Below are 23,062 nucleotides of genomic sequence, written 5' to 3' on the forward strand. Positions count from 1 at the left end.
AAGTAACAACAAGGAGCAAACGATGCGCGGATTGTTCACGACGGCTGCGGTGCTGCTCGGACTGGCGGGAGCGTCTCCGCTGGAGGCGCAGACCCTGAAGATGATGAAGTCGCTCGACGCGCCGCATTATGACGGCCAGCGCACCACCTGGTCGCCCTCCTCCGACATCGTCAACATGATTCAGGATACGCTGGTCGCGATGGACTGGGACGGCAAGACGCCGATCCCCTATCTCGCCAAGTCGTGGACGATCAGCGAGGATGGCAAGACCTACGTGTTCAAGCTGCGCGATGACGTGCAATTCTGCAGCGGCAAGAAATTCACCGCCGCCGACGTGATCTATTCCTTCAAGCGCCTGACCAGCACTGAGTTGAAAGCGCCGCTGGCCTGGCGCGCCGGCAACATCAAGGAGTTGCGCGCGCCCGATCCCTACACTGTCGAATACGAACTGAACGAGCCGTTCGCCGACCTCCTGCTCCAGCTCACGATGTTTACCACCGCGATCCACAACCAGGAGAGCGTCGAGGCGCTCGGCAAGGATTACGGCATCAAGGCGATCGACGGCACCGGGCCGTGGTGCTTCGAGAACTGGCAGCCGCGCACCGAAATCGTGCTCAAGCGCCACGACGCCTACAAATGGGGCCCGTCGATGTACCAGAACAAGGGCCCGGTGAAATTCGAAAAACTCAGCATCAAGATCGTGCCGGAGGATTCCAGCCGCGTCGCCGCGATGCTGGGCGGACAATTCGACGTCAGCCACCAAATCCCGCTGCAGTTCATCCAGCAGGTCAAGGCCGCGCCCACCCTCAACGTGCAGGAGGCGCAGCCGAACTTCCAGCTGATGTATTACGGCTACAAGACCACGCGGCCGATGGTGGCCGACAAGCGGGTGCGCGAGGCGATGAACATCGCGATCAACCGCGCCGACATCGTCAAGGGCATCATGCTCGGCAATGCCGAACCGGCCTACACCTTCATCGACGACAAGGCGCTCGACTTCGCCGCGTCCACCAAGGGCATCATCAAGGAGGACGTCGAACGCGCCAAAAAGCTGCTGGACGAAGCCGGCTGGAAGGTCGGCGCCGACGGCATCCGCGAGAAGGACGGCGTCAAGCTCGCGCCGAAGGTGCTGTTCACGCAGGTCGCCTATTTCGGCCGCGTCTCCGAGGCGATCCAGGGCTACATGCGCAAGATCGGCATCGACTGGAAGATCGTCGGCTTCGACTCCACGATCGCGCCGGCCGAGATGGCCAAGCAGGACTACGAATTGTGGACGGTGACGTTCCCCTACATATCGGCAGGCGACCTCCTGAACTTCTACTTCGATTCGAAGAACATGCCGGCGCCGAACCGGATGAACTGGAACGACCCCAAGACCGACGAGTATCTGAAGATGGGCCGCGCGTCGCTGACCGACGCCGATCGCACCAAATATTACGCGTTGGCCCAGCAGCGGGTCACCGAGGAGCATCTGTGGATGCCGGTGATGAACATCGCGATGTACACGACGAGCCAGAAGAAACTGAAGGGCGTGCGGCCGCACATGCTCTACCAGAACACGTTCTACAAAGGCCTGGATTACTCGTTCTGATGGAAAACCTGCTCGAGGTCCGCGGCCTGAAGACCCATTTTGCCACCGACCGCGGCCTGTTTCGCGCGGTCGACGGCATCAGCTTCAGCGTACCGCGCGGCCGTACCGTCGGTCTGGTCGGCGAATCCGGTTGCGGCAAGAGCGTGACGTCGCTCTCGGTGATGGGCCTGGTGGCGAGCCCGGGCAAGGTCGAGGCCGAGGCCGTTTTGTTCGGCAATCGCGACGTGCTGAAACTGTCGGCCGACGAGCGCCGCCGGCTGCGCGGCGGCAAGATGTCGATGATCTTCCAGGAGCCGATGACCTCGCTGAACCCGGTGCACACCATCGGCCAGCAGATCGTCGAAGCTATACTCGCCCATACCCAGCTGTCGCCGCAGGCTGCCAAAGCGCGCGCCATCGAGATGCTCGAACTGGTGCGAATACCCTCGGCGAAGCAGCGCATCGACGACTTTCCACACCATTTGTCGGGCGGCATGCGCCAGCGCGTCATGATCGCGATGGCGCTGTCCTGCGAGCCGGCGCTTCTGATCGCCGACGAGCCGACCACCGCGCTCGACGTCACCATCCAGGCCCAGATCCTCGATCTGCTTGGCGAATTGCAGCGCCGGCTCGGCATGGCGATCCTGATCATCACCCACGATCTCGGCGTGATCGCCGAGGTCGCCGACCAGGTGCTGGTGATGTACGCCGGACAGATCGTCGAAAGCGCTGATGTCGCCGATCTGTTTGCCGATCCGCAGCACCCCTACACGATCGGTCTGCTCGGCTCGATCCCGCGCCTCGACGTCGACCGTATCAGACTCGCCACCATCGAAGGCACGGTGCCGAGCCCCAACAACCAGCCAAAGGGCTGCCGCTTCGCGCCGCGCTGCCCGTTCGCCGACCGGCGCTGCCGCGAGGCGCCGCCGCCGCTGCGCGAACTCGCGCCGGGTCACCTGGTCGCCTGCTGGAAGGCCCCGGTCGAGGTGGCGTCATGAGCGCGGTCCCGGTGCTGCAGGTCGATGGCCTGGTGAAGCATTTTCAGCTCAGCCGCGGCATCATCCTGCGCAGACAAGTGGGCCTTGTGCGCGCCGTCGAGGACGTCAGCTTCGAGATCGGCCGCGGCGAGACGCTGGCGCTGGTCGGCGAGTCCGGCTGCGGCAAGTCGACGACCGGACGCCTGGTGCTGCGCCTGATGGACCCGACGGCGGGCTCGGTCCGCTTCAAGGGCGAGGAAATCGCCAATCTCGGCAAGGATGAACTGCGGCGGCTGCGCCGGCACATGCAGATCATCTTCCAGGACCCCTACGCCTCGCTCAATCCGCGCATGACCGTGGGCGAGATCCTGGCCGAACCGCTGCGGGTGCATGACATCGGCGATCCCGCCTCGCGCGAGACGCGGGTGAGCGAACTCCTCGATATCGTCGGCCTGCTGCCCGAACATGCACGGCGCTATCCGCATCAATTTTCCGGCGGGCAACGCCAGCGCATCGGGATCGCGCGGGCGCTGGCCGTCAATCCCGATCTGATCATCTGCGACGAGCCGGTATCGGCGCTCGACGTCTCGATCCAGGCGCAGATCGTCAACCTGCTGCAGAACTTGCAGCAGCGTTTTGGTCTCTCCTATCTATTCATCGCCCATGATCTGGCGGTCGTAAAACACATCAGCGATCGCGTCGCGGTGATGTATCTCGGCAAGCTGGTCGAGATCGCGGACAAGAAGACGATCTACGCAAAGCCGCTGCACCCCTATACCCACGCGCTGCTGTCAGCGATCCCGAAGCCCGACCCGAGCCTGCGCACCAAACGCGTCATGCTGCAGGGCGACGTGCCGAGCCCGTTCAACCCGCCGTCCGGCTGCCGCTTCCATACCCGCTGCCTGCACGCCCAGCCGCGCTGCTCGGCCGAGGAGCCGAAGCTGCGCGAGGCCGCGCCCGGCCATCGCGTCGCCTGTCATTTCTTCGAGACGATCCAGGCCCCTGTCATCGTCGCGCGCGCCGGTGCTGCGAACGGAAAGTTCGCCGAACGGCTGGCCGCCTTTGAGGCGGCCAAGCACGCGCGAACGCCGGCCTGACGGCAATCCATGGCGGGCAGGTTCGGAATTCAGGCCAGGACGGGGCTTGCCTTGTCGTAATGCTTGATAAACACGAACGGGCTGGGCGTGGGTTTGCCCTTACCGCCGCTGACATTGGCGAGTTCGCGATCAGACAGCGTGTCGGTCTGACGGTCCCGCTCAGATGATTCGGCGCGATTGATGATGGTGCTCATGGTGACGGCTCCCTTTCGATCGAGATCGGATCATTGCTGATGAAGGGGATTTAGCCGCCCGGCCGTCTCCGTCGCTGTGACATCCATCACAGTCACTAACCTTTCACCGGGGTCAGGATGGTTGGCATCATCCAGCAACCGGAGCGCATCATGACCGCATTTCAGAAACAGCCGAGCGTCGACCGACGGGCCGCCGCGACCGCCGAACTTTGCGCGACCGAACTGGACGCGGTGATTGGCGGCACGTCCTGGTTTGAAGTCCTGAGCAATATTTTCAAAGCGCAGAACGAGACGCTCAAATCCATCGCCGAGAACATTCGGTAAGAAGTTGTTGCGGTGCGATTGACCGAACCGGAGCCAGCTGCTGGTTGACAAGGCAACGAGGGCGGATCGTAATACTACCTGAGATCGATCAACGGCGAACGGCAGCGCTGGCGCAATGCCAAGCGGCCCGGCTCCCAAACCGTGTTGCTTCCAAAGCGTCTTGCTTCCTAAGCGTCTTGCTTCCTGAACGTGTCGGCTTCGAGGGCAGCGACCGCGGGATACCGCGGCGCTCAGCAATGGGGAGGATGGTCGTGATTGAATCTCTCATCGTCTGGCTGATCATCGGCGCGATCGCAGGCTGGCTGGCCGGGCAGATCGTCAAGGGCTATGGCCTCGGCCTGGTCGGCAACATCGTGGTCGGCATCGTCGGCGCCGTGATCGCCGGCTGGCTGTTGCCGATGATCGGGTTTGTCCTGGTCGGGGGCTATCTGGCCGCGATCGTCAACGCCGTCATTGGCGCGGTGATCCTCCTGATCATTGTCGGCTTCTTCAAGAAGTAGTCCGTTCAAGAACCAGCTTCGGCCGTTCGCAACGATGCGGCGCGATCTCGTGCGCCGCGGCGACGCGGTTGAAAGAGGCGGCCCCAGCACGGGGGGAGAGCTGAGGCCGCCTTTTGCCGAACGCGACGGGGCTGGTTCGCGTCCGGGCGTGCCCGACTAAGCTCCCCGGCCATAATTTGTTCCCAACCGACGCGGCGACAAAAATTTCGGGGCATCGGCCTGGAACCAACGGCGACGTAGCGGATTATGAGCTGCGTGGTGGGATGCCCATCATCTTGCGGCTGGGGGCCGTTTTCCTGTGACCAGGAGCTCGACGACGAATGGATGGTGCCGAAGTACCAGTGAGTTTTCATGTTCCTGCCGTCATCCGCAAATGGCCGTCGCTCCACAACGCCCGCCGCCTCGACAGCTCCGGCCCCTATATGGTGTTCGAGGGCACGCTCGATGAGTGCATGAGGGAATTCATGGCCAAGCCTGAATCGACCCGGCACCTGTACGAGATTCTGACAGCGCCGCAGCCGCCAATGATCCCCGAGATCCTGTCCGCCGAGCACGTCGCCGAGCTGGTGCGGCTGCGCGAATTTCTTTAGCAGCAGCGGGCTCACCGGCGTTGCCGGATCAAGACAAATCGACCAGGGCCATGCGCTGGGATTCTTCATCGGCTGGCGGGCCTTAGCGGCCAGAAAATTCATTAACCAGCGCGCGCTATGGTTCGGGCAATCGCGGACGGCTCCCAGCCCCCGCGAGACGTAAACGCGTAGGGAAACCCACCGCCTCAACCCGGTGGGTTTTTCCGTGGGAAGGCCGCCACCAATGTCACTATCATCAGCCAAGAATTATGCGCTGCGCGCCGAACGCTGTCAGGACGCCAAGGAAGCCGCAGACCTTCTGGCAAAGGCGATCCTGGAATTGGCGGCATCGATCGAAGCCACCGACGCAAAAGTGAAGAAGATGAACAAGTCGGGCTGAGATTCGGCCTTCTGACCCGGCAGCCTCTGACGCTTTTCAGAACCTCGGCGCAGGCCATGCCCTCTTATCCGAGACCGCGCGCCGGTTCCCCGTTTACGTTAAAATCACATCATCGCCCACGCCGAATAGCCAGATGCTAAATGATTTCTTAAGGAAGGGATCATGATCAACGGACGCAAGAACGCAGTCGTCGGACTGACCACGATTTTCACTTTTGTGATCGTCGAACTGGCCGTGGTCGTTTGCGCGGTCGCATTGGTGCTCGAATTGGTGTTCGACGTGGACGTTCCGCTTCTTGCCTTCAACGACGAGTGAGGCGGAGGACGCGGCCCTCATCCGTGGACCGGCCGTAAGAATAAGCCCAACACCGAAATCGGAAGTCATCGGCGGCTCAAGTCGACGCGAATCACCCGGACCGGACATGGGCTGTTTAGGTGATGCAGTCCAGACATTGCCAAGTCCGCGTATGCACAGATGTTACTTCCGCATTCCGCCTCGGCCCGAGCGGCCTCATATTGATTAATCCGCTACTCGATCACCTTGTCCGCCATGAGCAGCACCGACTCCGGAATGGTCAATCCAAGCCCTTTGGCTGTGCGGAGGTTCACGACGAACAGAAATTTTGTGGGCTGCTCGACGGGTATCTCGGCTGGCTTCCCGCCCTTGAGAATACGGTCGACGTATCGGGCGGCTAAACTGAAAAAACCTGGGACATCAGGGCCGTAACTCATCAGGCCGCCATCCGTCACGTAGGTGTTCACCTGATAAATGGTCGGCAATCCGGATTTCAGGGCTATACTAGGAATGGCCGGACGCACCGGGTCCGCCAGAACATACACAGCGTCGCAGTTAGCGGACTTCATTTCCGCAAATGCCCTTTCAAGGTCGTCAGGATTTGGCGCGACAAAGCCTTCCGCGAAAATGGCCATTGAGGTGGCGGCCTGTTTGGCGACCTCCAACAGGCGCGGATGGGTTGGATTATTCGAGATCAAGACTCCGATCATTTTTATGTTCGGAAGAACCAGGCGGATTATGTCCAGCGTCTTCGTCGTGGCATCGCCGAACATGTTTGCCACGCCAGTGATGTTTCCGCCCGGCCGAGCAAAGCTCTCGACGAATCCGGAGCCAACTGGATCGCTCGCCGGGGACATCACAATCGGAATAGTCGACGTCGCCTTCTGTGCGGCCGCGACGGCTGGTGTGGCCTCTGCAACGATGACATCTGGCCTTAGGCCAACCACCTCTTTGAGGAGATCAGGTAAAATGGCGTAGTGCCCATTCGCGGCGCGGACATCGAGGATGAGGTTTTTACCCTCTTCATAGCCCAGCTGCCGAAGCGCTTCCCTTAAGATCGGTACGGCTACTGTGGTTCTGCCAGAGCCGACGTAGGCCACGCGCCACTGCCGCGAACGATCCGCCTTCGCCGCTCCGGCCACTAAGAGACCAAGACAAGCCGTCAGCATTCGGCGGCGGGCAATCGGTCGACGCATGAGCCTGCGCTCCACGTTGATGGATCAGACTAGCCCAGATACGCCAAAGAGAAATAAATTCTTGGTGCCTACAAAATCATACCACCCACAGAGGGGTTGGGAGCTCTCCGGTGGTTTCAGGTAGCAAAAAAGCTCCATGTTGGGGGCTTTAATGGTCGGAGCGAGAGGATTTGAACCTCCGACCCCTAGTCTCCCAGACTAGTGCGCTAACCGGGCTGCGCCACGCTCCGATGCCGTTCCATTAGCTGCGATCGGCGCCCTGCGCAAGGCGCGCGATCCGATCCGCAAACGGGCTGAAATCGGCCCCGAAACCACCCGCCTGGGCTCTTATTTTGACGCGTTTTCTTCACGCGAACCGGAGTCCATCCCGCATCAAGGGCATGACGGGCTTTCGCTCGACAACGCTCTGGCGTCGGTTCCGGCCCTGCCCTCAGCCGTCCTTCAGCGCGTTATCCAGCAATTGCCGGCAGGCCACCAGGTCCTGCAGCACGCGTTCGAGGCGTTCGCGGTCGGGGCCGCCTACCGGGCTAGGCACGGCAGCCGACTTGCCCTTGCCAAAGGGGGCGAGGATACCGTCCTCATCGGTATCGACGAAGCGGTAGTCGATTTCCGTGGCTTCTCCCTCGTAATCATCGTCATCGGATCCGGCGAGCGTGCCTGCGCCCTCTTCCGGCTCCTGCAGGCTGAGGCCGATCGCCTCCTCGACCGCGCCGAACGAGACGGCGGAGTTCTGGTCGCTCAGACCCTGCACCGATTTGATGCCGTGTTCTTTCAGGATCCGCTGCACGCCGCGGATGGTGTAGCCCTCGCCGTACAGCAGGCGGCGGATGCCCTTGAGCAGGTCGACGTCGTCGGGGCGGTAATAGCGCCGCCCGCCGCTTCGTTTCATCGGCTTGATCTGGGTGAATCGCGTTTCCCAAAATCGCAACACGTGCTGGGGAATGTCGAGATCGTCCGCGACCTCGCTGATGGTACGGAACGCATCCGGCGCCTTGTCCAAATGCTCGCTCCTCTCAGCTCAAGAGAATGAAGAGAAACTCTAAACGCTTAACCTGACTATCTTCACGCGTTTTGTTGACGCGAACCGGTATCGGCTTCACTCACAAACGCTTCAATCGTCCTTGGCGTCGCCGTTCGTCACCGCGTGACCATTGATGCGCTGCTTGAGAATGGCCGACGGCTTGAACACCATCACGCGTCGCGGAGAGATCGGTACTTCGGTGCCGGTCTTCGGGTTACGTCCGATCCGTTGACCCTTCTTGCGCACCATGAACGAGCCGAACGACGACAGCTTCACCGTCTCGCCCTTCTCAAGACAATCGGTGATCTCTTTCAAAACGAGTTCGACGAACGCAGACGACTCCGTTCGCGACAAGCCCACCTTCTGGTAGACTGCCTCGCACAAATCAACGCGTGTGACTGTTTTTCCGGTCCCGGTCATCGCCTGCCCCGCACTCTCGGCGAACAATTTATTCCCTGAAATTATGAGGTTAGCACGCAATGGTCAACAGCGACCATCATGCACACGCATGAAAGGGCGCAACCAATTTGCCCGGTATTTTACTTATACCTCACCAGCGGACGAGCGCGGAACCCCAGGTGAAGCCGCCACCCATCGCTTCCAGCAGCACCAGATCGCCCTTCTTGACGCGTCCGTCCTTGACCGCGACGTTGAGCGCCAGCGGGATCGACGCCGCCGACGTATTGCCGTGCAGATCGACGGTCAGAACCACCTTCTGCGGCGCAATATGCAGCTTATGCGCTGAAGCATCGATGATTCGCTTGTTGGCCTGATGCGGGACGAACCAGTCGATCTCCTCGGCGGAAGCCCCGGTGGCGTTGAACGCATCGACGATCACATCGGTGATCATGCCGACCGCGTGCTTGAAGACTTCGCGGCCCTCCATGCGGAGGTAGCCGACGGTCTGGGTCGAGGACGGCCCGCCATCGACAAATAGCTTTGACTTATGCCGTCCGTCGGAACGCAGATGCGTCGTCAGTATACCACGGTCGGTCGGCTTGCCGGGCTGGTCCTGGGCCTCGAGCACGACGGCGCCGGCGCCGTCGCCGAACAGCACGCAGGTACCGCGGTCGCTCCAGTCGAGAATGCGCGAGAACGTCTCCGCACCGATCACCAGCGCCCGCTTGTGCGAGCCGGAGCGCAGGAAATTGTCGGCGGTCGCCAGCGCAAAGACGAAGCCGGAGCAGACCGCCTGCAGGTCGAAGGCGACGCCATGATTGATGCCCAACGCGTGCTGGACCGCGACCGCGGTCGCCGGAAAGGTGTTGTCCGGCGTCGAGGTCGCCAGCACGATCAGATCGATTTGCTGCGCGTCGATGCCGGCATGATCAAGGGCGGCGCGCGCGGCGTTGATCGCCAGGTGCGAGGTGAATTCGCCGTCTGCGGCGATGTGGCGCTGCCGGATACCGGTGCGCTGCACGATCCACTCGTCCGAAGTATCGATCCGGCCCGCCAGTTCGGCATTGGTCAGGACCTTCCGCGGCAGATAGGAGCCGCAGCCTAGCACGACCGAACGTTTAGCAGTCACGAGACAGCCTCCTGCGCGGTTTGCGCTTGAGCCAGCGCACTGCCGTCGCGATTAAGCATCTGATTGATCTTGGTGAGGAGATCGCAGCGGACCATCTCATAGCCAACATCGACCGCGTAAGCAAAGCCTTCGGCGTTGGTTCCACCATGGCTTTTGACCACCACGCCCTTGAGGCCGAGCAGCACGCCGCCGTTGGATTTGTTGGGGTCGAGCTTGTGCCGCAGGGCCGTGAAGGCGTTGCGGGCGAACAAATAGCCGATACGGGACCGCCAGCTCGACGCCATGGCGCTGCGCAGGAACTCCGACATCTGGCGCGCGGTTCCCTCGGCGGCCTTCAGCGCGATGTTGCCGGAAAAGCCTTCGGTCACGATCACGTCGGCGGCGCCCTTGCCGATCCCGTCGCCCTCGACGAAGCCGATATAGTCCAGCTCCGGCAAGTTCATCGCACGCAGCTGTTCGGAGGCGGCGCGGATTTCCTCGCCGCCCTTCACTTCCTCGGTCCCGATATTGAGCAGGCCGACGGTCGGGCGCGGCTTGCCGAACAGCACGCTCGCCATCGCGCCGCCCATCACCGCCAGCGCCACCAGATGATGATGGTCGCCGCCGATGCTGGCGCCAAGGTCGAGCACGACGGAATCGCCGCGCATCGTCGGCCACACGCCGGCAATGGCCGGCCGATCGATCCCCGGCATGGTGTGCAAATGAAAGCGCGCCATCGCCATCAGCGCGCCGGTATTGCCGGCAGACACCGCGACGTCGGCCTTGCCTTCCTTCACAGCGTCGATCGCAAACCACATCGACGACTTCTTGCGGCCGCGGCGCAGGGCCTGGCTCGGCTTATCGTGCATGCTGACGGTAACGTCGGTATGAGTCACACGCGACGCCTTCTTCATGGCCGGATGTTTGGCGAGCTCCGCCTCGATCAGCGCGCTGTCGCCGTACAGCAGAAACTCGATATCGGGATGCCGGGCCAATGCCCTTGCAGCGCCGGGAATGACGACCGATGCGCCGACATCGCCACCCATGGCGTCAAGCGCGATTCGAACCTTTTGAGGCATGAACGTCCCGGAAACCTGATCTCTTGCAGCCCTGTTAGAGCCCGGCCGCGCGCTGAAAGCATCCGCCGATAGCGGTGCTCGGCGGAGCGCATCGCTATCGCCCCCGCCGGGCCGCGACAATAGCGTGTCCCCGTTCTGACACAACCTCTTGACCACGGTCTTTGGGGAATGGGACCCAGCACCGCCCGCAATCGGGAATACAGCGTAATATTAGCAAATTCAGCATCTTATGCAAGATTTCTGATGAGGCATCACAGCCACATCAAGTGAAATCCTGCTTCACCGGCCACTTTAAGTGTCGGTTACTTGTCTTTGGGCTTCTTCGCGCCCGACTTTTTTGGCGTGACCTTTAGGGCCTTGAGCGCCGCAAATGGGTGATCCTCGGGATCAGGGGCTTCGACCAACGGTTCAAAAACCGCGTCCGGTTTGCGCGGATAAGGATCGACCGCGAGATACAGCGCGTCCGTCGCAAGCCGGCCGAGATCGATGACGCCGTTGTCGATCGGCTCCGGCGGATCGGGCGTGTCCTCGTCGCTCTCTTCTGCCTCGTCGACCAGCGCGGCCATCTGCGGAATCTGGTCCGGCGGCGCGAAGATCAGATCGATCGGCTCGTCGATATCGCTCTCCATCTCCTCCAGCGTCACCACGCAGGTCTGCCCGATCCGGGCCCGCACGCGCCCCTCGACTTGAAAGCGGCCGCCGCTTTTGGGCGTCACATCGAACGAGGCCTGCAGCATAAGCACCTCGCGCAGGCTTCCCATATCCGCCACCGCAACACGCGTGGCCTGATCGGCCTCGAGGTCGCGATGCAGACCCGTGTCCGGGATTTTCTCCACCGCGACGGGAACGCGCCACGGGTCCGGCTTCTCGATCATGGCACTCTTGGTCATCGCCGTTTGCTCATGCTTGTGCGCCGGCTTGCTCCGGCGAAGGAAACTTGAAAGTGCCGCCGGCCAGCGCCGCCTCGTCCTGCCGGTCGAGCGCCGCCATGACAGCCTCGGCATAGGCTGCGAGCTGGCGCGCCTTTTCGATGTTCTCACCGTTGAGGACGTTCTTGCACAGCGCCTGCGCCAGGGCCTCGCGGCCCTCGGTCAGCGCCAGATCATAGGCCGCGGTGCGGCCATAGAAGGCCTCGCCGAAGGCCTGCATCTTTTTCGGCACTTTGAGGTCGCTGACGCCCAGTTCGCGCAGATTATCGTCCATATCATTGCAAAAATGGTCGAACAGCGCCTGCGACAGGCCGTTGCCCGCCTGGACCGATTTGAGCCGCCGCAATACCAGCCACAAATGCATCAGAAGCAGGTCAAAACGGCCGTTAACCGTGTCCGGGACCCCCAAGTCCCGATAAAACAACGGTTCTCGCGCCTGCGTCACGATCATGCCATAGATGGCTTCAATGGTGCCGCGCGGGGCGGACCGGGGTTTCCTGAAGTGATTGAACGGCCAAAGCATTGTGGGTTCCGCATGCGAGCCCCAAAGGTTTCCGCCATGAAGGTTTCAGCCTTCAGGGTTTCAGCTTCGGGCGCCCGCGCATGTTGCAATCCTGCGTGCTGCCCGGTACGTCAACGCCTCGCGCGATGCAAGGGGACGGGATCGATTCCGGAATGACCGAGACGGGCCACTCAAGCTCATGCGCGCCCTCGCCGCGCCGCCTGACCGCGCGCTGGCGCGGTTTTCGCGGCTTTGCGGCCGTGGCATTGCTCTGCGCCGCGCTCGGCGGCTGCACCGGCGAGCAATTCCAGAAGGGCTATATCCTGCCCCCCGGCGCGCTCGAACAAATCCCGATCGGCGCCAGCCAGGACCAGGTGCTGATCGTGATGGGCACGCCCTCCACGGTCGCGACCCTGAACGGCGAGGTGTTCTACTACATTTCGCAGCGCTCCGAGCGCAAGGTCGCCTTCATGAACCAGCAGGTCGTCGACCAGCGGGTGATCGCGATCTATTTCGACAAGAATCGCCAGGTGCAGCGGCTCGCCAATTACGGGCTGCAGGACGGCAAGATCTTCGACTTCATCAGCCGCACCACGCCGACCTCAGGCCAGGAGCTCAGCTACCTGACGCCGCTGTTCAAGCTGCTCAGCTTTAACTAAGCCCCGAGAACGCGGGCCTTTCCAGCGCCCTGCGCCAAGTCGCCCGCTTGCCCTGAGCGTGCGCGCTGCCTACGGTCGCCTGCAAAATAACAGCCCCGCAGGGAGTGACCTAGTGACCAGCCGATTTTTTTCCCGCCGCCATATTCTGACCGGAGCCGCCGCGCTCTCCACTGCGGCCATTCTGCCGCGCAGCAGCCTGGGCGCCGACTGGCGGCCCAGCGAAACCGTCCGCCTGATCGTGCCGGCCGCGCCGGGCGGCACCACGGACGTGATGGGACGCTTGCTGGCGGCTCATTTGCAGAAGGCGTGGGGCCAGTCCGCGGTGGTGGAAAACCGCTCCGGCGGCGGCGGCACCATCGGCACCGCCGAAGCCGTACGCAGCAAGGGCGACGGGCACACCATCCTGGTCGGCAATCCCGGCCCCAACGCCATCGCCTACAGCATCTTCCGGAATATGACCTACAAGGCCGACCAGTTGCAGCCGGTCTCCAACCTGATCCGGATTCCCAACATCGTCTCGGCGCACCCCTCGGTGCCGATCAAGTCGATCGGCGACCTGATTGCCTACATCAAGGCCAATCCGGACAAGCTGACCTACGGCTCCTCGGGCATCGGGCAGAGCCCTCACCTCACCGGCGCCTGGTTCCTGCAATTGACGAAATTGAAGATGGTGCATGTGCCGTTCCGCGGCGCCGGGCCGGCGCTGCAGGCCGCGCTTGCCGGCGACATCCAGGTCTTGTTCGACAATCTCTATCCGACGCTGCCGCAGGTGCAGGATGGCAAGCTCAACGCGCTGGCGGTGACCACGACGGAGCGCAGCGCGCTGGCGCCCAGCATACCGACCATGCGCGAGAGCGCACCGGAGCTCGCCAAGTTCGACGTCTCGTCCTGGTTCGGCATTTTCCTGCCGAAGGCCGCTCCCGCCCCCGTCCTCGATGCCCTCAACAAGGAAATCAAGGTGTTCCTGGAGCGCGAGGACATCAAGGAAAACATGGCCAAGATCGGAGCGCGCACCGATTACGGCACACCGCAGCAGTTTTCCGACTTCATCCAGGCGGAGACGGACAAGTTCGGCGCCATCATCAAGCAGGAAGGCCTGCAGATGGACGCGGGCTGAGGGAGGTAACTCCCGTAGCCCGGATGAGCGCAAGCGACATCCGGGGTATCGCGTCAGGGGTCCCGGATTTCGCTTGCGCTCATCCGGGCTACGAACACCTAAAGAAAAACCCCGCGGCTCGCACCGCGGGGTTTTTTTGTTTGATCGGGCTTCTCGCCGCTCAGTGCGCCAGGATCGCCAGCAGCAGCAGCGCCACGATGTTGGTGATCTTGATCATCGGGTTGACGGCGGGGCCGGCCGTATCCTTGTAGGGATCGCCGACGGTGTCGCCGGTCACCGCCGCCTTGTGCGCGTCGGAGCCCTTGCCGCCGTAATGGCCGTCCTCGATGTACTTCTTGGCGTTGTCCCAGGCGCCGCCGCCCGAGGTCATCGAGATCGCGACGAACAGACCGGTCACGATCACGCCGAGCAGCATCGCGCCCACCGCCGAGAACGCCGCCGACTTGCCGGCCGCACCGCCGCCCGCGATTGCGAAGATCACGAAGTAGACGAAGATCGGCGACAGCACCGGCAGCAGCGACGGAACGATCATTTCCTTGATCGCCGCCTTGGTCAGAAGGTCGACCGCGCGGCCGTAATCCGGCTTGTCGGTGCCCTGCATGATGCCCGGCTTTTCGCGGAACTGACGCCGCACTTCTTCGACGATCGCGCTGGCCGCACGGCCCACCGCGGTCATGCCCATCGCGCCGAACAGATACGGCAGCAGGCCGCCGAACAGCAGGCCGACCACGACGTAGGGATTGTTGAGCGAGAAGTCGGGCAGCACGCCCTGGAAGTACGGATACTTCGCGGCGTTGGCGATGAAGAATTTGAGGTCTTCATTGTAGGCCGCGAACAGCACCAGCGCGCCCAGACCGGCCGAGCCGATCGCGTAGCCCTTGGTGACCGCCTTGGTGGTGTTGCCGACCGCGTCGAGCGCGTCGGTCGACTTGCGGACTTCCTTCGGCAGACCCGCCATCTCGGCGATGCCGCCGGCGTTGTCGGTGACCGGGCCGAAGGCGTCGAGCGCCACGATCATGCCGGCCAGCGCCAGCATGGTGGTGGTCGCAATCGCGATGCCGAACAGGCCGGCAAGGCTGTAGGTGACGAGAATGCCGGCAATGATGACCAGCGCCGGACCGGCGGTGGACTCCATCGAGATCGCGAGGCCCTGGATCACGTTGGTGCCGTGACCGGTGACCGACGACGCAGCGATCGACTTGACCGGGCGATAGTCGGTGCCGGTGTAGTATTCGGTGATCACGATGATCAGCCCGGTAACGACCAGGCCGACGACGCCGCACTGGAACAGCGCCATGCCGGTATACTTCACGCCTGCCAGCGGACCGAAGCCGATCAGCCAGTAGATGACGCCGGCAACACCGACGAGCGACAGGACACCGGTCGCAATCAGGCCCTTGTAGAGCGCACCCATGATCGACTGGCTGGCGCCGAGCTTGACGAAGAAGGTACCGGCGATCGAGGTGAGGATGCAGATGCCGCCGATCGCGAGCGGCAGCGTCATCATGTTCACCAGCAGCGGCGAGGTCGCGAAGAAGATCGCTGCGAGCACCATGGTGGCGACCGCGGTCACCGCATAGGTCTCGAACAGGTCGGCGGCCATGCCGGCGCAGTCACCGACGTTGTCGCCGACGTTGTCGGCGATCGTGGCCGGGTTGCGCGGATCATCCTCGGGAATGCCGGCTTCCACCTTGCCGACGAGATCGCCGCCGACGTCTGCACCCTTGGTGAAGATGCCGCCGCCGAGACGGGCGAAGATCGAGATCAGCGAAGCGCCGAAGCCGAGCGCGACCAGCGCGTCGACCACGACGCGGTCGTTGGCCTTCAGGCCCAGCATCTGGGTCAGATAGGCGAAGTAGATGGTGACGCCGAGCAGCGCCAGACCGGCCACCAGCATGCCGGTGATCGCACCGGCCTTGAAGGCGAGTTCAAGTCCGCCGGCCAGCGAGGTGGTCGCCGCCTGCGCGGTGCGCACGTTGGCGCGAACCGAAACGTTCATGCCGATGAAGCCGGCAGCGCCCGACAGCACTGCGCCGATCAGGAAGCCGATCGCAACCAGCATGCCGAGGAGATAAGCCAGCGACCCGAAGATCACGACGCCGACCATGCCGATCGTCATGTACTGGCGCTTCAGATAGGCCTGCGCACCTTCGGCCACCGCGGCTGCGATCTCCTGCATGCGCGGATTGCCGGCGTCCGCCTTCATCACGGAAGCCGTCGCCCAGATCGCGTAAACAATCGAGAGCGCTCCGCAGAGCACAATCACCCATAATGCTGTCATTGAATTTGCCTCAGACCTTGATTTCCCCCGCCCCACCGCGAGCGCGGCAGGCGCATAAAAAGGAGGCCTTCCCTGCCCAAAAGGGTGGCCTCAAATCGCCGGGACCTTGCCAAAATCGTTTCCCCGGCGCAACGCCGCGGAGAGCAGAAACCGTCTATTTTTGAAAGGAATCCCCGGGAACGACGGCCGGCGCCGAGGCCTGGCTGGCGGCTGGACCGTCCGGCGGAAAATCCGAGGCCTGTCAGGCGCCCGCGGGGCGGACCTTCGAATCGTCGGCCGACAGCGATCCTGTGGGGTGCAACAACCCCAAAACAGCGACTAAAAATACTGGACCTAAAAACACATGACCTAAAAACACATGGGCCCGCCCAATCCTCTAAAGGGATTGAGCGGGCCCGAGATCCATTTCAGTACATCCGTGAAACGACCGTTTCGAGGCCTTAGGCCAGCGACAGGTTCTCTGCGCTTACCTTGCCCCGCATCTTGTCGGTCTTGAGTTCGAACTCGACCTTCTGGCCTTCGGCCAGACCGGTCAGGCCGGCGCGCTCAACGGCGCTGATGTGAACGAACACATCCTTGCTGCCGTCGGTCGGCTGAATGAAACCAAAACCCTTTTGACCGTTGAACCACTTCACAGTTCCCGTAGCCATTTTCTATTCTCCAAAGCACGTAGGCTTTCATTCCGCACGGCGATCGCACGGATTCAAATCCAATCGACGATGTCTCTGGAAGATGCCCTAACAGGCGCGTTCAAAAAGGCACGGCGGCAATCGAATGCGCGCACAACTATAGATTTTCCGGGAAATTGCAATGGCCGGCAGCAAATAAAGGCCCGCAGGCGGCGCTGCGACGCTCAAAAATGGCTGTAAGAGCGCCGTTTGAGCACGATTTCGCCGCCCTGCCCGTCGAGGAATTTTGGCGCACCATTTCCAGCGATCACGGTTCCGATGGAACTTACCGCCACGCCGGCGCCCTGCGCGGCTTGCACGAACGCATCGACGCGGTCTTCCGCCACGGTGCACAGGATTTCGTAATCGTCGCCACCGGCGATCAATGTTTCGATTCCGACGATGCCACGCGACAGCAAATCGCGCGCGGTATCCGACCGCGGAATCGATTCCAGATCGATCGCAGCGGAAACACCGGACACGCCGCACAGCTTGGTGAGATCGCCGGCGAGCCCATCGGACACGTCCATCGCCGCTCCGGCATGGTCGCGAACGATTTCCGCGAGCACCACGCGCGGCTGCGGTACGCGATAACGTCCAATCAGCAGATCGCGCGCCGCTGCATCGCTCACCGCTGCATGGACCTTTCCGCCGCCGAGCACGGCAAGCCCGAGCGCGGCATCACCGATCGTGCCGGTCACCAGCACCCGGTCGCCCGGCCTGGCGCCGCTGCGATGAACCATTTTGCCTGATGGCACGCGCCCGAACGCGGTGACCGAGACCATCAGCGGCCCGGGTGTCGACACCGTATCGCCGCCCAGCAGCGGACAGCCGTAATGCTTGGCGTCCTCGCCGAGCGCGGCCGCGAACGGTTTGAGCCAGGCTTCGTCGGTATCGCGGAGCGCCAGCGTCAGCACAAAACCGGCCGGCACCGCGCCCTTGGCGGCGAGATCCGAGAGGTTCACCCGCAACGCCTTGCGCGCAACCGTGTCGGGCGGATCGTCGGGGAGGAAATGCACGCCTTCGACGATGGCGTCCGTCGTCACCACGATGTCGTCGCCGGTCGGCTTCAGGGCCGCGGCGTCGTCGTCGAGATTGAAGGCGCCAGGGTCGGTCGCGATCGGCCTGAAATAGCGCGCGATGAGGGAGTCTTCTCCGGACGCATTCTCGTGACGGTTAGTCATGAGGCGCCATCCCCACAGCTGTCGTCGCCCGGCTTGACCGGGCGATCCAGTACTCCGCGGCGGCTGTGATGAACCACTACTTTCCCGGCGTACTGGATCACCCGCCTTCGCGGGTGATGACAGCGGAGGGTGTGGCTACCCACGCGCGAACTCGTCGGCGCGGAATTGCCGCGCGATCTGGTCGAGCACCGCATTCACCATGCCGGTCTCGTCCTTTTCGACAAAGGCGTGCGCGACATCGACATATTCGGACACGACCACGCGGCCGGGCACGTCCTTGCGATGCTCCAGTTCATAAGACCCTGCCCGCAGCACCGCGCGCAAAATCGCGTCGATCCGCTTCAAGGGCCAGCCCTTCGACAGCGCATCATCGATCAGGGGATCGAGTTTGGCTTGATCCCGCACCACGCCCGAGACGACGTCGCGGAAAAACGCGGCTTCGGCCGGCAGATATTTGTCGCCCTCGACCTCGTTGCCGAGCCAGTGGCTCTCGAACTCGGCGAAGATGTCGTTGATCCCGGCGCCGCCAATGTCCATCTGGTACAGCGCCTGCACGGCGGCGAGCCGCGCCGCACCGCGCCGGTTGGCTTTCTTGTCCGGACTTTTCGGAGCGGGCTTCTTGCTGTCTGCCATCGTCAGGCCTTTGCCAGCCGGCGTTTGATCCGCAGCATCGCGAGCGCCGCGCGTGCGGCGTCGCCGCCCTTGTTGAGTTCGCTGGCGCGCGCCCTCGCCCAGGCCTGCGCCTCGGTGTTGACGGTAATGATGCCGTTGCCAAGCGGGAACTTTCTGGCCACCGCAAGGTCCATCAGCGCGCGCGAGGATTCCATCGAGACGATCTCGAAATGAATGGTGTCGCCCCGCACCACGCAGCCGAGCGCGATCGCGGCGTCGTAGGGCTTTCCGTTGTTCTCGGCGGCGTCGATCGCGATCGCGATCGCGGCGGGGATTTCCAGCGCGCCGGGCACGGTGACGACGTCATGCGTGACACCGGCAGCCTTCAGTTCGGTGACGGCGCCTTCCAGCAGCGCATCCTGGATGTCGTCGTAGAAGCGTGCCTCGACGATCAGCGCGCGCGCGCCGGCAATATCGGTCTGATCCTTCAGGGGGGCGCGTCGTGCGTCTGCCATTATCTACCTTCTTGTCATTGCCGGGCTCGACCCGGCAATCCATCCTATCAGGAATCCATCCTGTTAAGAGGATGGATACGCGGGTCAAGCCCGCGTATGACACAATTGTTGCTGTTGCTATTTCATTTCCGACAGCCGCGCCGCATAGCGGGCCATCAGATCGACCTCGATATTGACCTCGCTGCCCGCATTCCAGCCGCCCAGTGTCGTGACGCCGAGCGTATGGGGAATGATCAGCACCGAAAACACCACGTCTTCGACCGTATTCACCGTCAGCGACACGCCATCCAGCGTGATCGAGCCCTTGACGGCGATGAAGCGCGCCAGTTCCCGCGTCGTGCGCAGTTCGAACCTGATCATATCGGGCAGATCGTCGCGCTTGACGATGCTGGCGATGCCGTCGGCATGGCCGGCCACGATGTGACCGCCGAGTTCGTCGCCGATCTTCAGCGCGCGCTCGAGATTGAGTTTTGTGCCTTTGAGCCAATGCTTGGCCGTGGTCATGCCGAGCGTCTCGGCCGCGGCATCGACGTCAAACCAGGTCTTGCCGCCCTCGACGCCGGAGGCGACCACGGTGAGGCAGACGCCGTTGCAGGCGATCGAGGCGCCATCGGCGATGGTGGCGCGATCGTAGCGGCAGGCGATGCGCAAGCGATGCAACTGCCCCTGCGCCGTCGGCGTCAGGCTGACGATTTCGCCGATATCGGTGACTATTCCGGTGAACATTTAAGCGCGCTCGTAGATCGTGAGAGTATCTTGGCCGAGGCTTTCGCTAGCACGGACTTTCAGCGCGGGCGACCCGGTGAGAGCCGACAGCGGCAATGCGTCCAGCGCGGGAACGCCGCCCGCGCCTACCGCCTCGGGTCCGCGCAGCAGCCAGACCTCGTCGACCAGCCCCGCCGATACAAAAGACGACGCGACGCGCGCCCCACCCTCGACCATCAGCCGCGAAATGCCCTTGTCGGACAGCGCCCGCAGCACCGCCCGCAGATCCAGCCCCGGCGGCGTGCTGGCGGCGGCAACGCGGATCACCTGCGCTCCGGCAGCGCCGAGCTTCATGGCGGCCGGCGCTTCGGCGAGATCCGACGTCATGACCCAGAGCGGCGTCTCGCGCGCGGTCTGCACCAGACGGCCGGTGCCGGGAATCCGCAAGCTCCGGTCCAGCACCACCCGTACCGGCGATAAATGCTCCATTCCCGGCAGCCGGCAGGTCAGCACCGGATCATCGGCCAGCACGGTGCCGATTCCGACCAGAATGGCGTCGCATTGCGCGCGCAGCAGATGCACGCGCGTCCTTGCGGCCTCGCCCGTGATGGCGACCGGCTTGTGGCCGGCGGCGCCGATCTTGTCGTCGGCGGAGACCGCCAGCTTGAGGATCACATGCGGGCGTTTGTCGCGGATGCGGCGGAAATGCCCGGCATGGTCGTATGCTGCTTCCGCGGCATTCAGGCCGACATCGACGATAATCCCGGCGGCGCGCAATCTGGCGTGGCCCTGCCCGGCGACTTCCGGATTGGGATCCTCGATCGCCGACACCACGCGGGCAATGCCCGACGCGATCACGGCGTCGACGCAAGGCGGCGATTTGCCGAAATGCGAGCACGGCTCCAGCGTCACATAGAGCGTGGCGCCGCGCGCGGCTTCACCGGCGCGCTTGAGCGCGTCCGGCTCGGCATGCGGCCGGCCACCGGGCTGGGTCCAGCCACGCCCGACAATGACGCCGTCCTTGACGATGACGGCACCGACGGCGGGGTTCGGCCAGGTGCGCCCCTGCCCGCGCCGGCCGAGCGCAAGCGCGAGCTGCATGAAGCGCGCGTCTGCGGCTTTGGACTCTCTGGATTTCTGCGCGTACTGGTCTTCCAGAATGCGGAAGATCATTTGCGCAACGCGGTGACCCGTGCGTCTTCCTCGCCGGAGAGCTCGCCGAGCACGGCTTCAAAGTCCTTGGCCTCGCGAAAGTTGCGATAGACCGAGGCAAAACGCACATAGGCGACGTCATCGAGCTGGCGCAGATGCTCCATCACGATCTCGCCGATCGCTTCCGAGGAAACCTCCGCCTCGCCGCCGCTTTCGAGCTCGCGCACGATGGCGGAGACCATCTTCTCGACGCGCTCCGGATCGACCGGGCGCTTGCGCAAGGAGATCTGCAGCGAGCGCACCAGCTTGTCGCGGTCGAACGGCACACGCCGGCCGTTGCGCTTGATCACGGTCAGTTCGCGGAGCTGCACCCGCTCGAAGGTGGTGAAGCGGAAATTGCAGGCGATACAGACCCGCCGCCGCCGGATCACGGCGGAATCCTCGGTGGGGCGCGAATCCTTCACCTGCGTATCGAGACTGTTGCAGCTGGGGCAGCGCATCCCAAGAATCCCTTGCTAGTGGCCTTTACTGATAGATCGGGAAGCGGTCGGTGAGTGCCTTGACGCGTTCCTTGATCGCGGCTTCCACCAGCGGCGCCTTGCCGTCGGGCGATTGCGCCAGCGCGTTGAGCACTTCGGCGATCATGGAGGCCACCTGCTGGAATTCGGCGACGCCAAAACCGCGCGTGGTCGCCGCCGGCGTGCCCAGACGCAGGCCGGAGGTGACGAACGGCGTTTCGGGATCGAACGGAATGCCGTTCTTGTTGCAGGTGATCGCGGCGCGAACCAGCGCCTTTTCCGAGACGTTGCCTTTCAGGCCCTTGGGGCGAAGATCGACCAGCATCAGATGGTTGTCGGTACCCCCTGAGACGATGTCGAGGCCCTGCGCGCGCAGCGCCTCCGCCAGCGCCTTGGCGTTCTCGACGACGTTCTTCGCGTAGATCTTGAAGTCCGGACGCAGCGCTTCGGAAAATGCCACCGCCTTCGCGGCGATGATGTGCATCAAGGGACCGCCCTGCAGGCCCGGGAAGATCGCCGAGTTCAATTTCTTGGTCAGCGTCTCGTCGTTCCACAGCATCAACCCGCCGCGCGGGCCGCGCAGCGATTTGTGCGTGGTCGTGGTGGTGACATGGGCATGCGGCACCGGCGAGGCATGGACGCCACCGGCGACGAGGCCGGCGAAATGCGCCATGTCCACCATCAGATAGGCGCCGACGCTGTCGGCGATTTCGCGGAAACGCTTGAAGTCCCAGGCGCGCGAATAGGCCGAGCCGCCGGCGATGATCAGCTTCGGCTTCACTTCCTCGGCGCGGCGCGCCACCTCGTCCATGTCGATGATCTGGTCGTCGCGGCGCACGGTGTAGTGCTGCACCTTGAACCATTTGCCGGACATATTGACGGGCGCGCCGTGGGTGAGATGGCCGCCGGCGGCAAGATCAAGGCCCATGAAGGTGTCGCCGGGCTGCAGCAGCGCCAGGAACACCGCCTGGTTCATCTGGCTGCCGGAGTTGGGCTGGACGTTCGCAAAGGCAGCGCCGAACAGTTTCTTGGCGCGCTCGATCGCCAATGTCTCGGCGACGTCGACCCATTCGCAACCGCCATAATAGCGCGCGCCCGGATAACCTTCGGCGTATTTGTTGGTCATCACCGAGCCCTGCGCTTCCAGCACCGCGCGGCTGACGATGTTTTCCGAGGCGATCAGCTCGATCTCGTGGCGCTGCCGGCCGAGTTCACCCTTGATGGCGGCGGCGATTTCCGGATCGGCCTCCGCGAGGGTTGCCGTGAAGAACGAGTCGGGCGCGGAGGCGGTCTTGCTGCTGGAGGTCATGGGCCGAATATCTCCACCGCCGCAAGCCCTTAGGGGCAAAACGGTCGGTTACGTGTGGCGGTCGAAAGAAGCGCTTGCGAGATACCACATCGGCCCGCGCCGGCCAAGCACTTGCGGTATCCGTTTGATATTAATGCAAGATATGGTGGGGATGGCGGGGATGCCAGTCCCTCGCCACTCCCC

The 23,062-nt window shown here is 63.2% G+C and carries 27 protein-coding genes and 1 tRNA gene; 10 read left to right on the forward strand and 18 right to left on the reverse strand.

Features of this window, described 5'->3' with window-relative positions; genetic code table 11:
- Positions 1–22 precede the first annotated feature (22 nt).
- The 3 genes from JQ567_RS01765 to JQ567_RS01775 are packed head-to-tail and all read left to right on the forward strand — an operon-like array spanning position 23 to position 3,644.
- Positions 23–1,591: an ABC transporter substrate-binding protein gene (locus JQ567_RS01765; RefSeq protein WP_212437214.1), complete on the forward strand. Its 1,569-nt coding sequence runs from the start codon at positions 23–25 to the stop codon at positions 1,589–1,591.
- The gene (locus JQ567_RS01770) at positions 1,591–2,568 is read left to right on the forward strand and encodes an ABC transporter ATP-binding protein (protein ID WP_212437215.1); all 978 of its coding nucleotides are present in this window, start codon (positions 1,591–1,593) and stop codon (positions 2,566–2,568) included. Before JQ567_RS01765 ends, JQ567_RS01770 begins: the two co-directional genes overlap by 1 nt.
- Entirely contained in the window at positions 2,565–3,644 is a 1,080-nt protein-coding gene (locus tag JQ567_RS01775; RefSeq protein WP_212263604.1) for an ABC transporter ATP-binding protein, read from the forward strand. Before JQ567_RS01770 ends, JQ567_RS01775 begins: the two co-directional genes overlap by 4 nt.
- Before the next feature lie 29 nt (positions 3,645–3,673).
- Here the strand turns inward: JQ567_RS01775 and JQ567_RS01780 are convergent, their stop codons facing one another.
- Complete coding sequence (locus JQ567_RS01780) at positions 3,674–3,838, reverse strand: bacteriocin (RefSeq protein WP_212437216.1); 165 nt, start codon at positions 3,836–3,838, stop codon at positions 3,674–3,676.
- Positions 3,839–3,955: 117 nt separating this feature from the next.
- Between JQ567_RS01780 and JQ567_RS01785 the strand changes: the two genes are divergently transcribed.
- The 5 genes from JQ567_RS01785 to JQ567_RS01805 all read left to right on the forward strand — a co-directional run bounded on the left by JQ567_RS01785 (position 3,956) and on the right by JQ567_RS01805 (position 5,946).
- Positions 3,956–4,162: a hypothetical protein gene (locus JQ567_RS01785; protein WP_212437217.1), complete on the forward strand. Its 207-nt coding sequence runs from the start codon at positions 3,956–3,958 to the stop codon at positions 4,160–4,162.
- 245 nt (positions 4,163–4,407) lie between these two features.
- Positions 4,408–4,662 carry a GlsB/YeaQ/YmgE family stress response membrane protein gene (locus JQ567_RS01790; protein ID WP_192733557.1) on the forward strand — a complete coding sequence of 85 codons (255 nt, stop codon included), beginning with the start codon at positions 4,408–4,410 and terminating at the stop codon, positions 4,660–4,662.
- A gap of 320 nt (positions 4,663–4,982) precedes the next feature.
- Positions 4,983–5,252: a hypothetical protein gene (locus JQ567_RS01795; RefSeq protein ID WP_212437218.1), complete on the forward strand. Its 270-nt coding sequence runs from the start codon at positions 4,983–4,985 to the stop codon at positions 5,250–5,252.
- Positions 5,253–5,475: 223 nt separating this feature from the next.
- A complete protein-coding gene (locus JQ567_RS01800; protein ID WP_192733559.1) occupies positions 5,476–5,631 on the forward strand; it encodes a hypothetical protein in 156 nt (51 codons plus the stop codon).
- Between the two features lie 162 nt (positions 5,632–5,793).
- The gene (locus JQ567_RS01805; protein ID WP_212437219.1) at positions 5,794–5,946 is read left to right on the forward strand and encodes a hypothetical protein; all 153 of its coding nucleotides are present in this window, start codon (positions 5,794–5,796) and stop codon (positions 5,944–5,946) included.
- A gap of 212 nt (positions 5,947–6,158) precedes the next feature.
- Here the strand turns inward: JQ567_RS01805 and JQ567_RS01810 are convergent, their stop codons facing one another.
- The 8 genes from JQ567_RS01810 to JQ567_RS01845 all read right to left on the reverse strand — a co-directional run bounded on the left by JQ567_RS01810 (position 6,159) and on the right by JQ567_RS01845 (position 12,180).
- Positions 6,159–7,121, reverse strand: a complete 963-nt coding sequence (locus JQ567_RS01810) for an ABC transporter substrate-binding protein (protein ID WP_212437220.1) — start codon at positions 7,119–7,121, stop codon at positions 6,159–6,161.
- 152 nt (positions 7,122–7,273) lie between these two features.
- Positions 7,274–7,351 (reverse strand) — tRNA-Pro (locus JQ567_RS01815).
- Positions 7,352–7,551: 200 nt separating this feature from the next.
- Positions 7,552–8,121 carry a MerR family transcriptional regulator gene (locus JQ567_RS01820; RefSeq protein ID WP_212437221.1) on the reverse strand — a complete coding sequence of 190 codons (570 nt, stop codon included), beginning with the start codon at positions 8,119–8,121 and terminating at the stop codon, positions 7,552–7,554.
- A 111-nt stretch (positions 8,122–8,232) separates the two neighbouring features.
- Positions 8,233–8,562, reverse strand: coding sequence for an integration host factor subunit alpha (locus tag JQ567_RS01825; RefSeq protein ID WP_192734233.1), 330 nt, complete (start codon positions 8,560–8,562; stop codon positions 8,233–8,235).
- 130 nt (positions 8,563–8,692) lie between these two features.
- On the reverse strand, positions 8,693–9,670 hold the full coding sequence (locus JQ567_RS01830; protein WP_212437222.1) for a beta-ketoacyl-ACP synthase III: 978 nt from the start codon (positions 9,668–9,670) through the stop codon (positions 8,693–8,695).
- Positions 9,667–10,728 carry a phosphate acyltransferase PlsX gene (gene plsX, locus JQ567_RS01835; RefSeq protein ID WP_212296221.1) on the reverse strand — a complete coding sequence of 354 codons (1,062 nt, stop codon included), beginning with the start codon at positions 10,726–10,728 and terminating at the stop codon, positions 9,667–9,669. The genes JQ567_RS01830 and plsX overlap by 4 nt, the downstream gene beginning before the upstream one ends.
- 302 nt (positions 10,729–11,030) lie before the next feature.
- Complete coding sequence (locus JQ567_RS01840; RefSeq protein WP_212437223.1) at positions 11,031–11,618, reverse strand: DUF177 domain-containing protein; 588 nt, start codon at positions 11,616–11,618, stop codon at positions 11,031–11,033.
- Positions 11,619–11,628: 10 nt separating this feature from the next.
- Positions 11,629–12,180 carry a ubiquinol-cytochrome C chaperone family protein gene (locus tag JQ567_RS01845; RefSeq protein WP_212437224.1) on the reverse strand — a complete coding sequence of 184 codons (552 nt, stop codon included), beginning with the start codon at positions 12,178–12,180 and terminating at the stop codon, positions 11,629–11,631.
- Between the two features lie 152 nt (positions 12,181–12,332).
- Between JQ567_RS01845 and JQ567_RS01850 the strand changes: the two genes are divergently transcribed.
- Together JQ567_RS01850 and JQ567_RS01855 are read left to right on the forward strand one after the other, a co-directional pair.
- Positions 12,333–12,818, forward strand: a complete 486-nt coding sequence (locus tag JQ567_RS01850; protein ID WP_212437225.1) for an outer membrane protein assembly factor BamE — start codon at positions 12,333–12,335, stop codon at positions 12,816–12,818.
- A gap of 112 nt (positions 12,819–12,930) precedes the next feature.
- A complete protein-coding gene (locus JQ567_RS01855; protein WP_212437226.1) occupies positions 12,931–13,935 on the forward strand; it encodes a tripartite tricarboxylate transporter substrate binding protein in 1,005 nt (334 codons plus the stop codon).
- 160 nt (positions 13,936–14,095) lie between these two features.
- Here JQ567_RS01855 and JQ567_RS01860 read toward each other — a convergent pair whose 3' ends face one another.
- From JQ567_RS01860 to glyA, 9 genes are all read right to left on the reverse strand, one after another.
- A complete protein-coding gene (locus tag JQ567_RS01860) occupies positions 14,096–16,216 on the reverse strand; it encodes a sodium-translocating pyrophosphatase (RefSeq protein ID WP_212437227.1) in 2,121 nt (706 codons plus the stop codon).
- 440 nt (positions 16,217–16,656) lie between these two features.
- Entirely contained in the window at positions 16,657–16,866 is a 210-nt protein-coding gene (locus tag JQ567_RS01865) for a cold-shock protein (RefSeq protein ID WP_192733570.1), read from the reverse strand.
- A 203-nt stretch (positions 16,867–17,069) separates the two neighbouring features.
- Positions 17,070–18,068, reverse strand: coding sequence for a thiamine-phosphate kinase (thiL, locus tag JQ567_RS01870; protein ID WP_212437228.1), 999 nt, complete (start codon positions 18,066–18,068; stop codon positions 17,070–17,072).
- Positions 18,069–18,203: 135 nt separating this feature from the next.
- The gene (nusB, locus tag JQ567_RS01875; protein WP_192733572.1) at positions 18,204–18,701 is read right to left on the reverse strand and encodes a transcription antitermination factor NusB; all 498 of its coding nucleotides are present in this window, start codon (positions 18,699–18,701) and stop codon (positions 18,204–18,206) included.
- A 2-nt stretch (positions 18,702–18,703) separates the two neighbouring features.
- Positions 18,704–19,195, reverse strand: coding sequence for a 6,7-dimethyl-8-ribityllumazine synthase (gene ribH, locus JQ567_RS01880; protein WP_212437229.1), 492 nt, complete (start codon positions 19,193–19,195; stop codon positions 18,704–18,706).
- A 117-nt stretch (positions 19,196–19,312) separates the two neighbouring features.
- Complete coding sequence (locus JQ567_RS01885) at positions 19,313–19,921, reverse strand: riboflavin synthase (protein WP_212437230.1); 609 nt, start codon at positions 19,919–19,921, stop codon at positions 19,313–19,315.
- Entirely contained in the window at positions 19,922–21,073 is a 1,152-nt protein-coding gene (ribD, locus tag JQ567_RS01890; protein WP_212437231.1) for a bifunctional diaminohydroxyphosphoribosylaminopyrimidine deaminase/5-amino-6-(5-phosphoribosylamino)uracil reductase RibD, read from the reverse strand.
- Complete coding sequence (nrdR, locus tag JQ567_RS01895; protein WP_192733576.1) at positions 21,070–21,552, reverse strand: transcriptional regulator NrdR; 483 nt, start codon at positions 21,550–21,552, stop codon at positions 21,070–21,072. The genes ribD and nrdR overlap by 4 nt, the downstream gene beginning before the upstream one ends.
- A gap of 25 nt (positions 21,553–21,577) precedes the next feature.
- Entirely contained in the window at positions 21,578–22,879 is a 1,302-nt protein-coding gene (glyA, locus tag JQ567_RS01900) for a serine hydroxymethyltransferase (protein ID WP_212437232.1), read from the reverse strand.
- Positions 22,880–23,062 lie beyond the last annotated feature (183 nt).

The organism is Bradyrhizobium sp. AUGA SZCCT0431, from assembly GCF_018131065.1.
Lineage (GTDB): Bacteria > Pseudomonadota > Alphaproteobacteria > Rhizobiales > Xanthobacteraceae > Bradyrhizobium.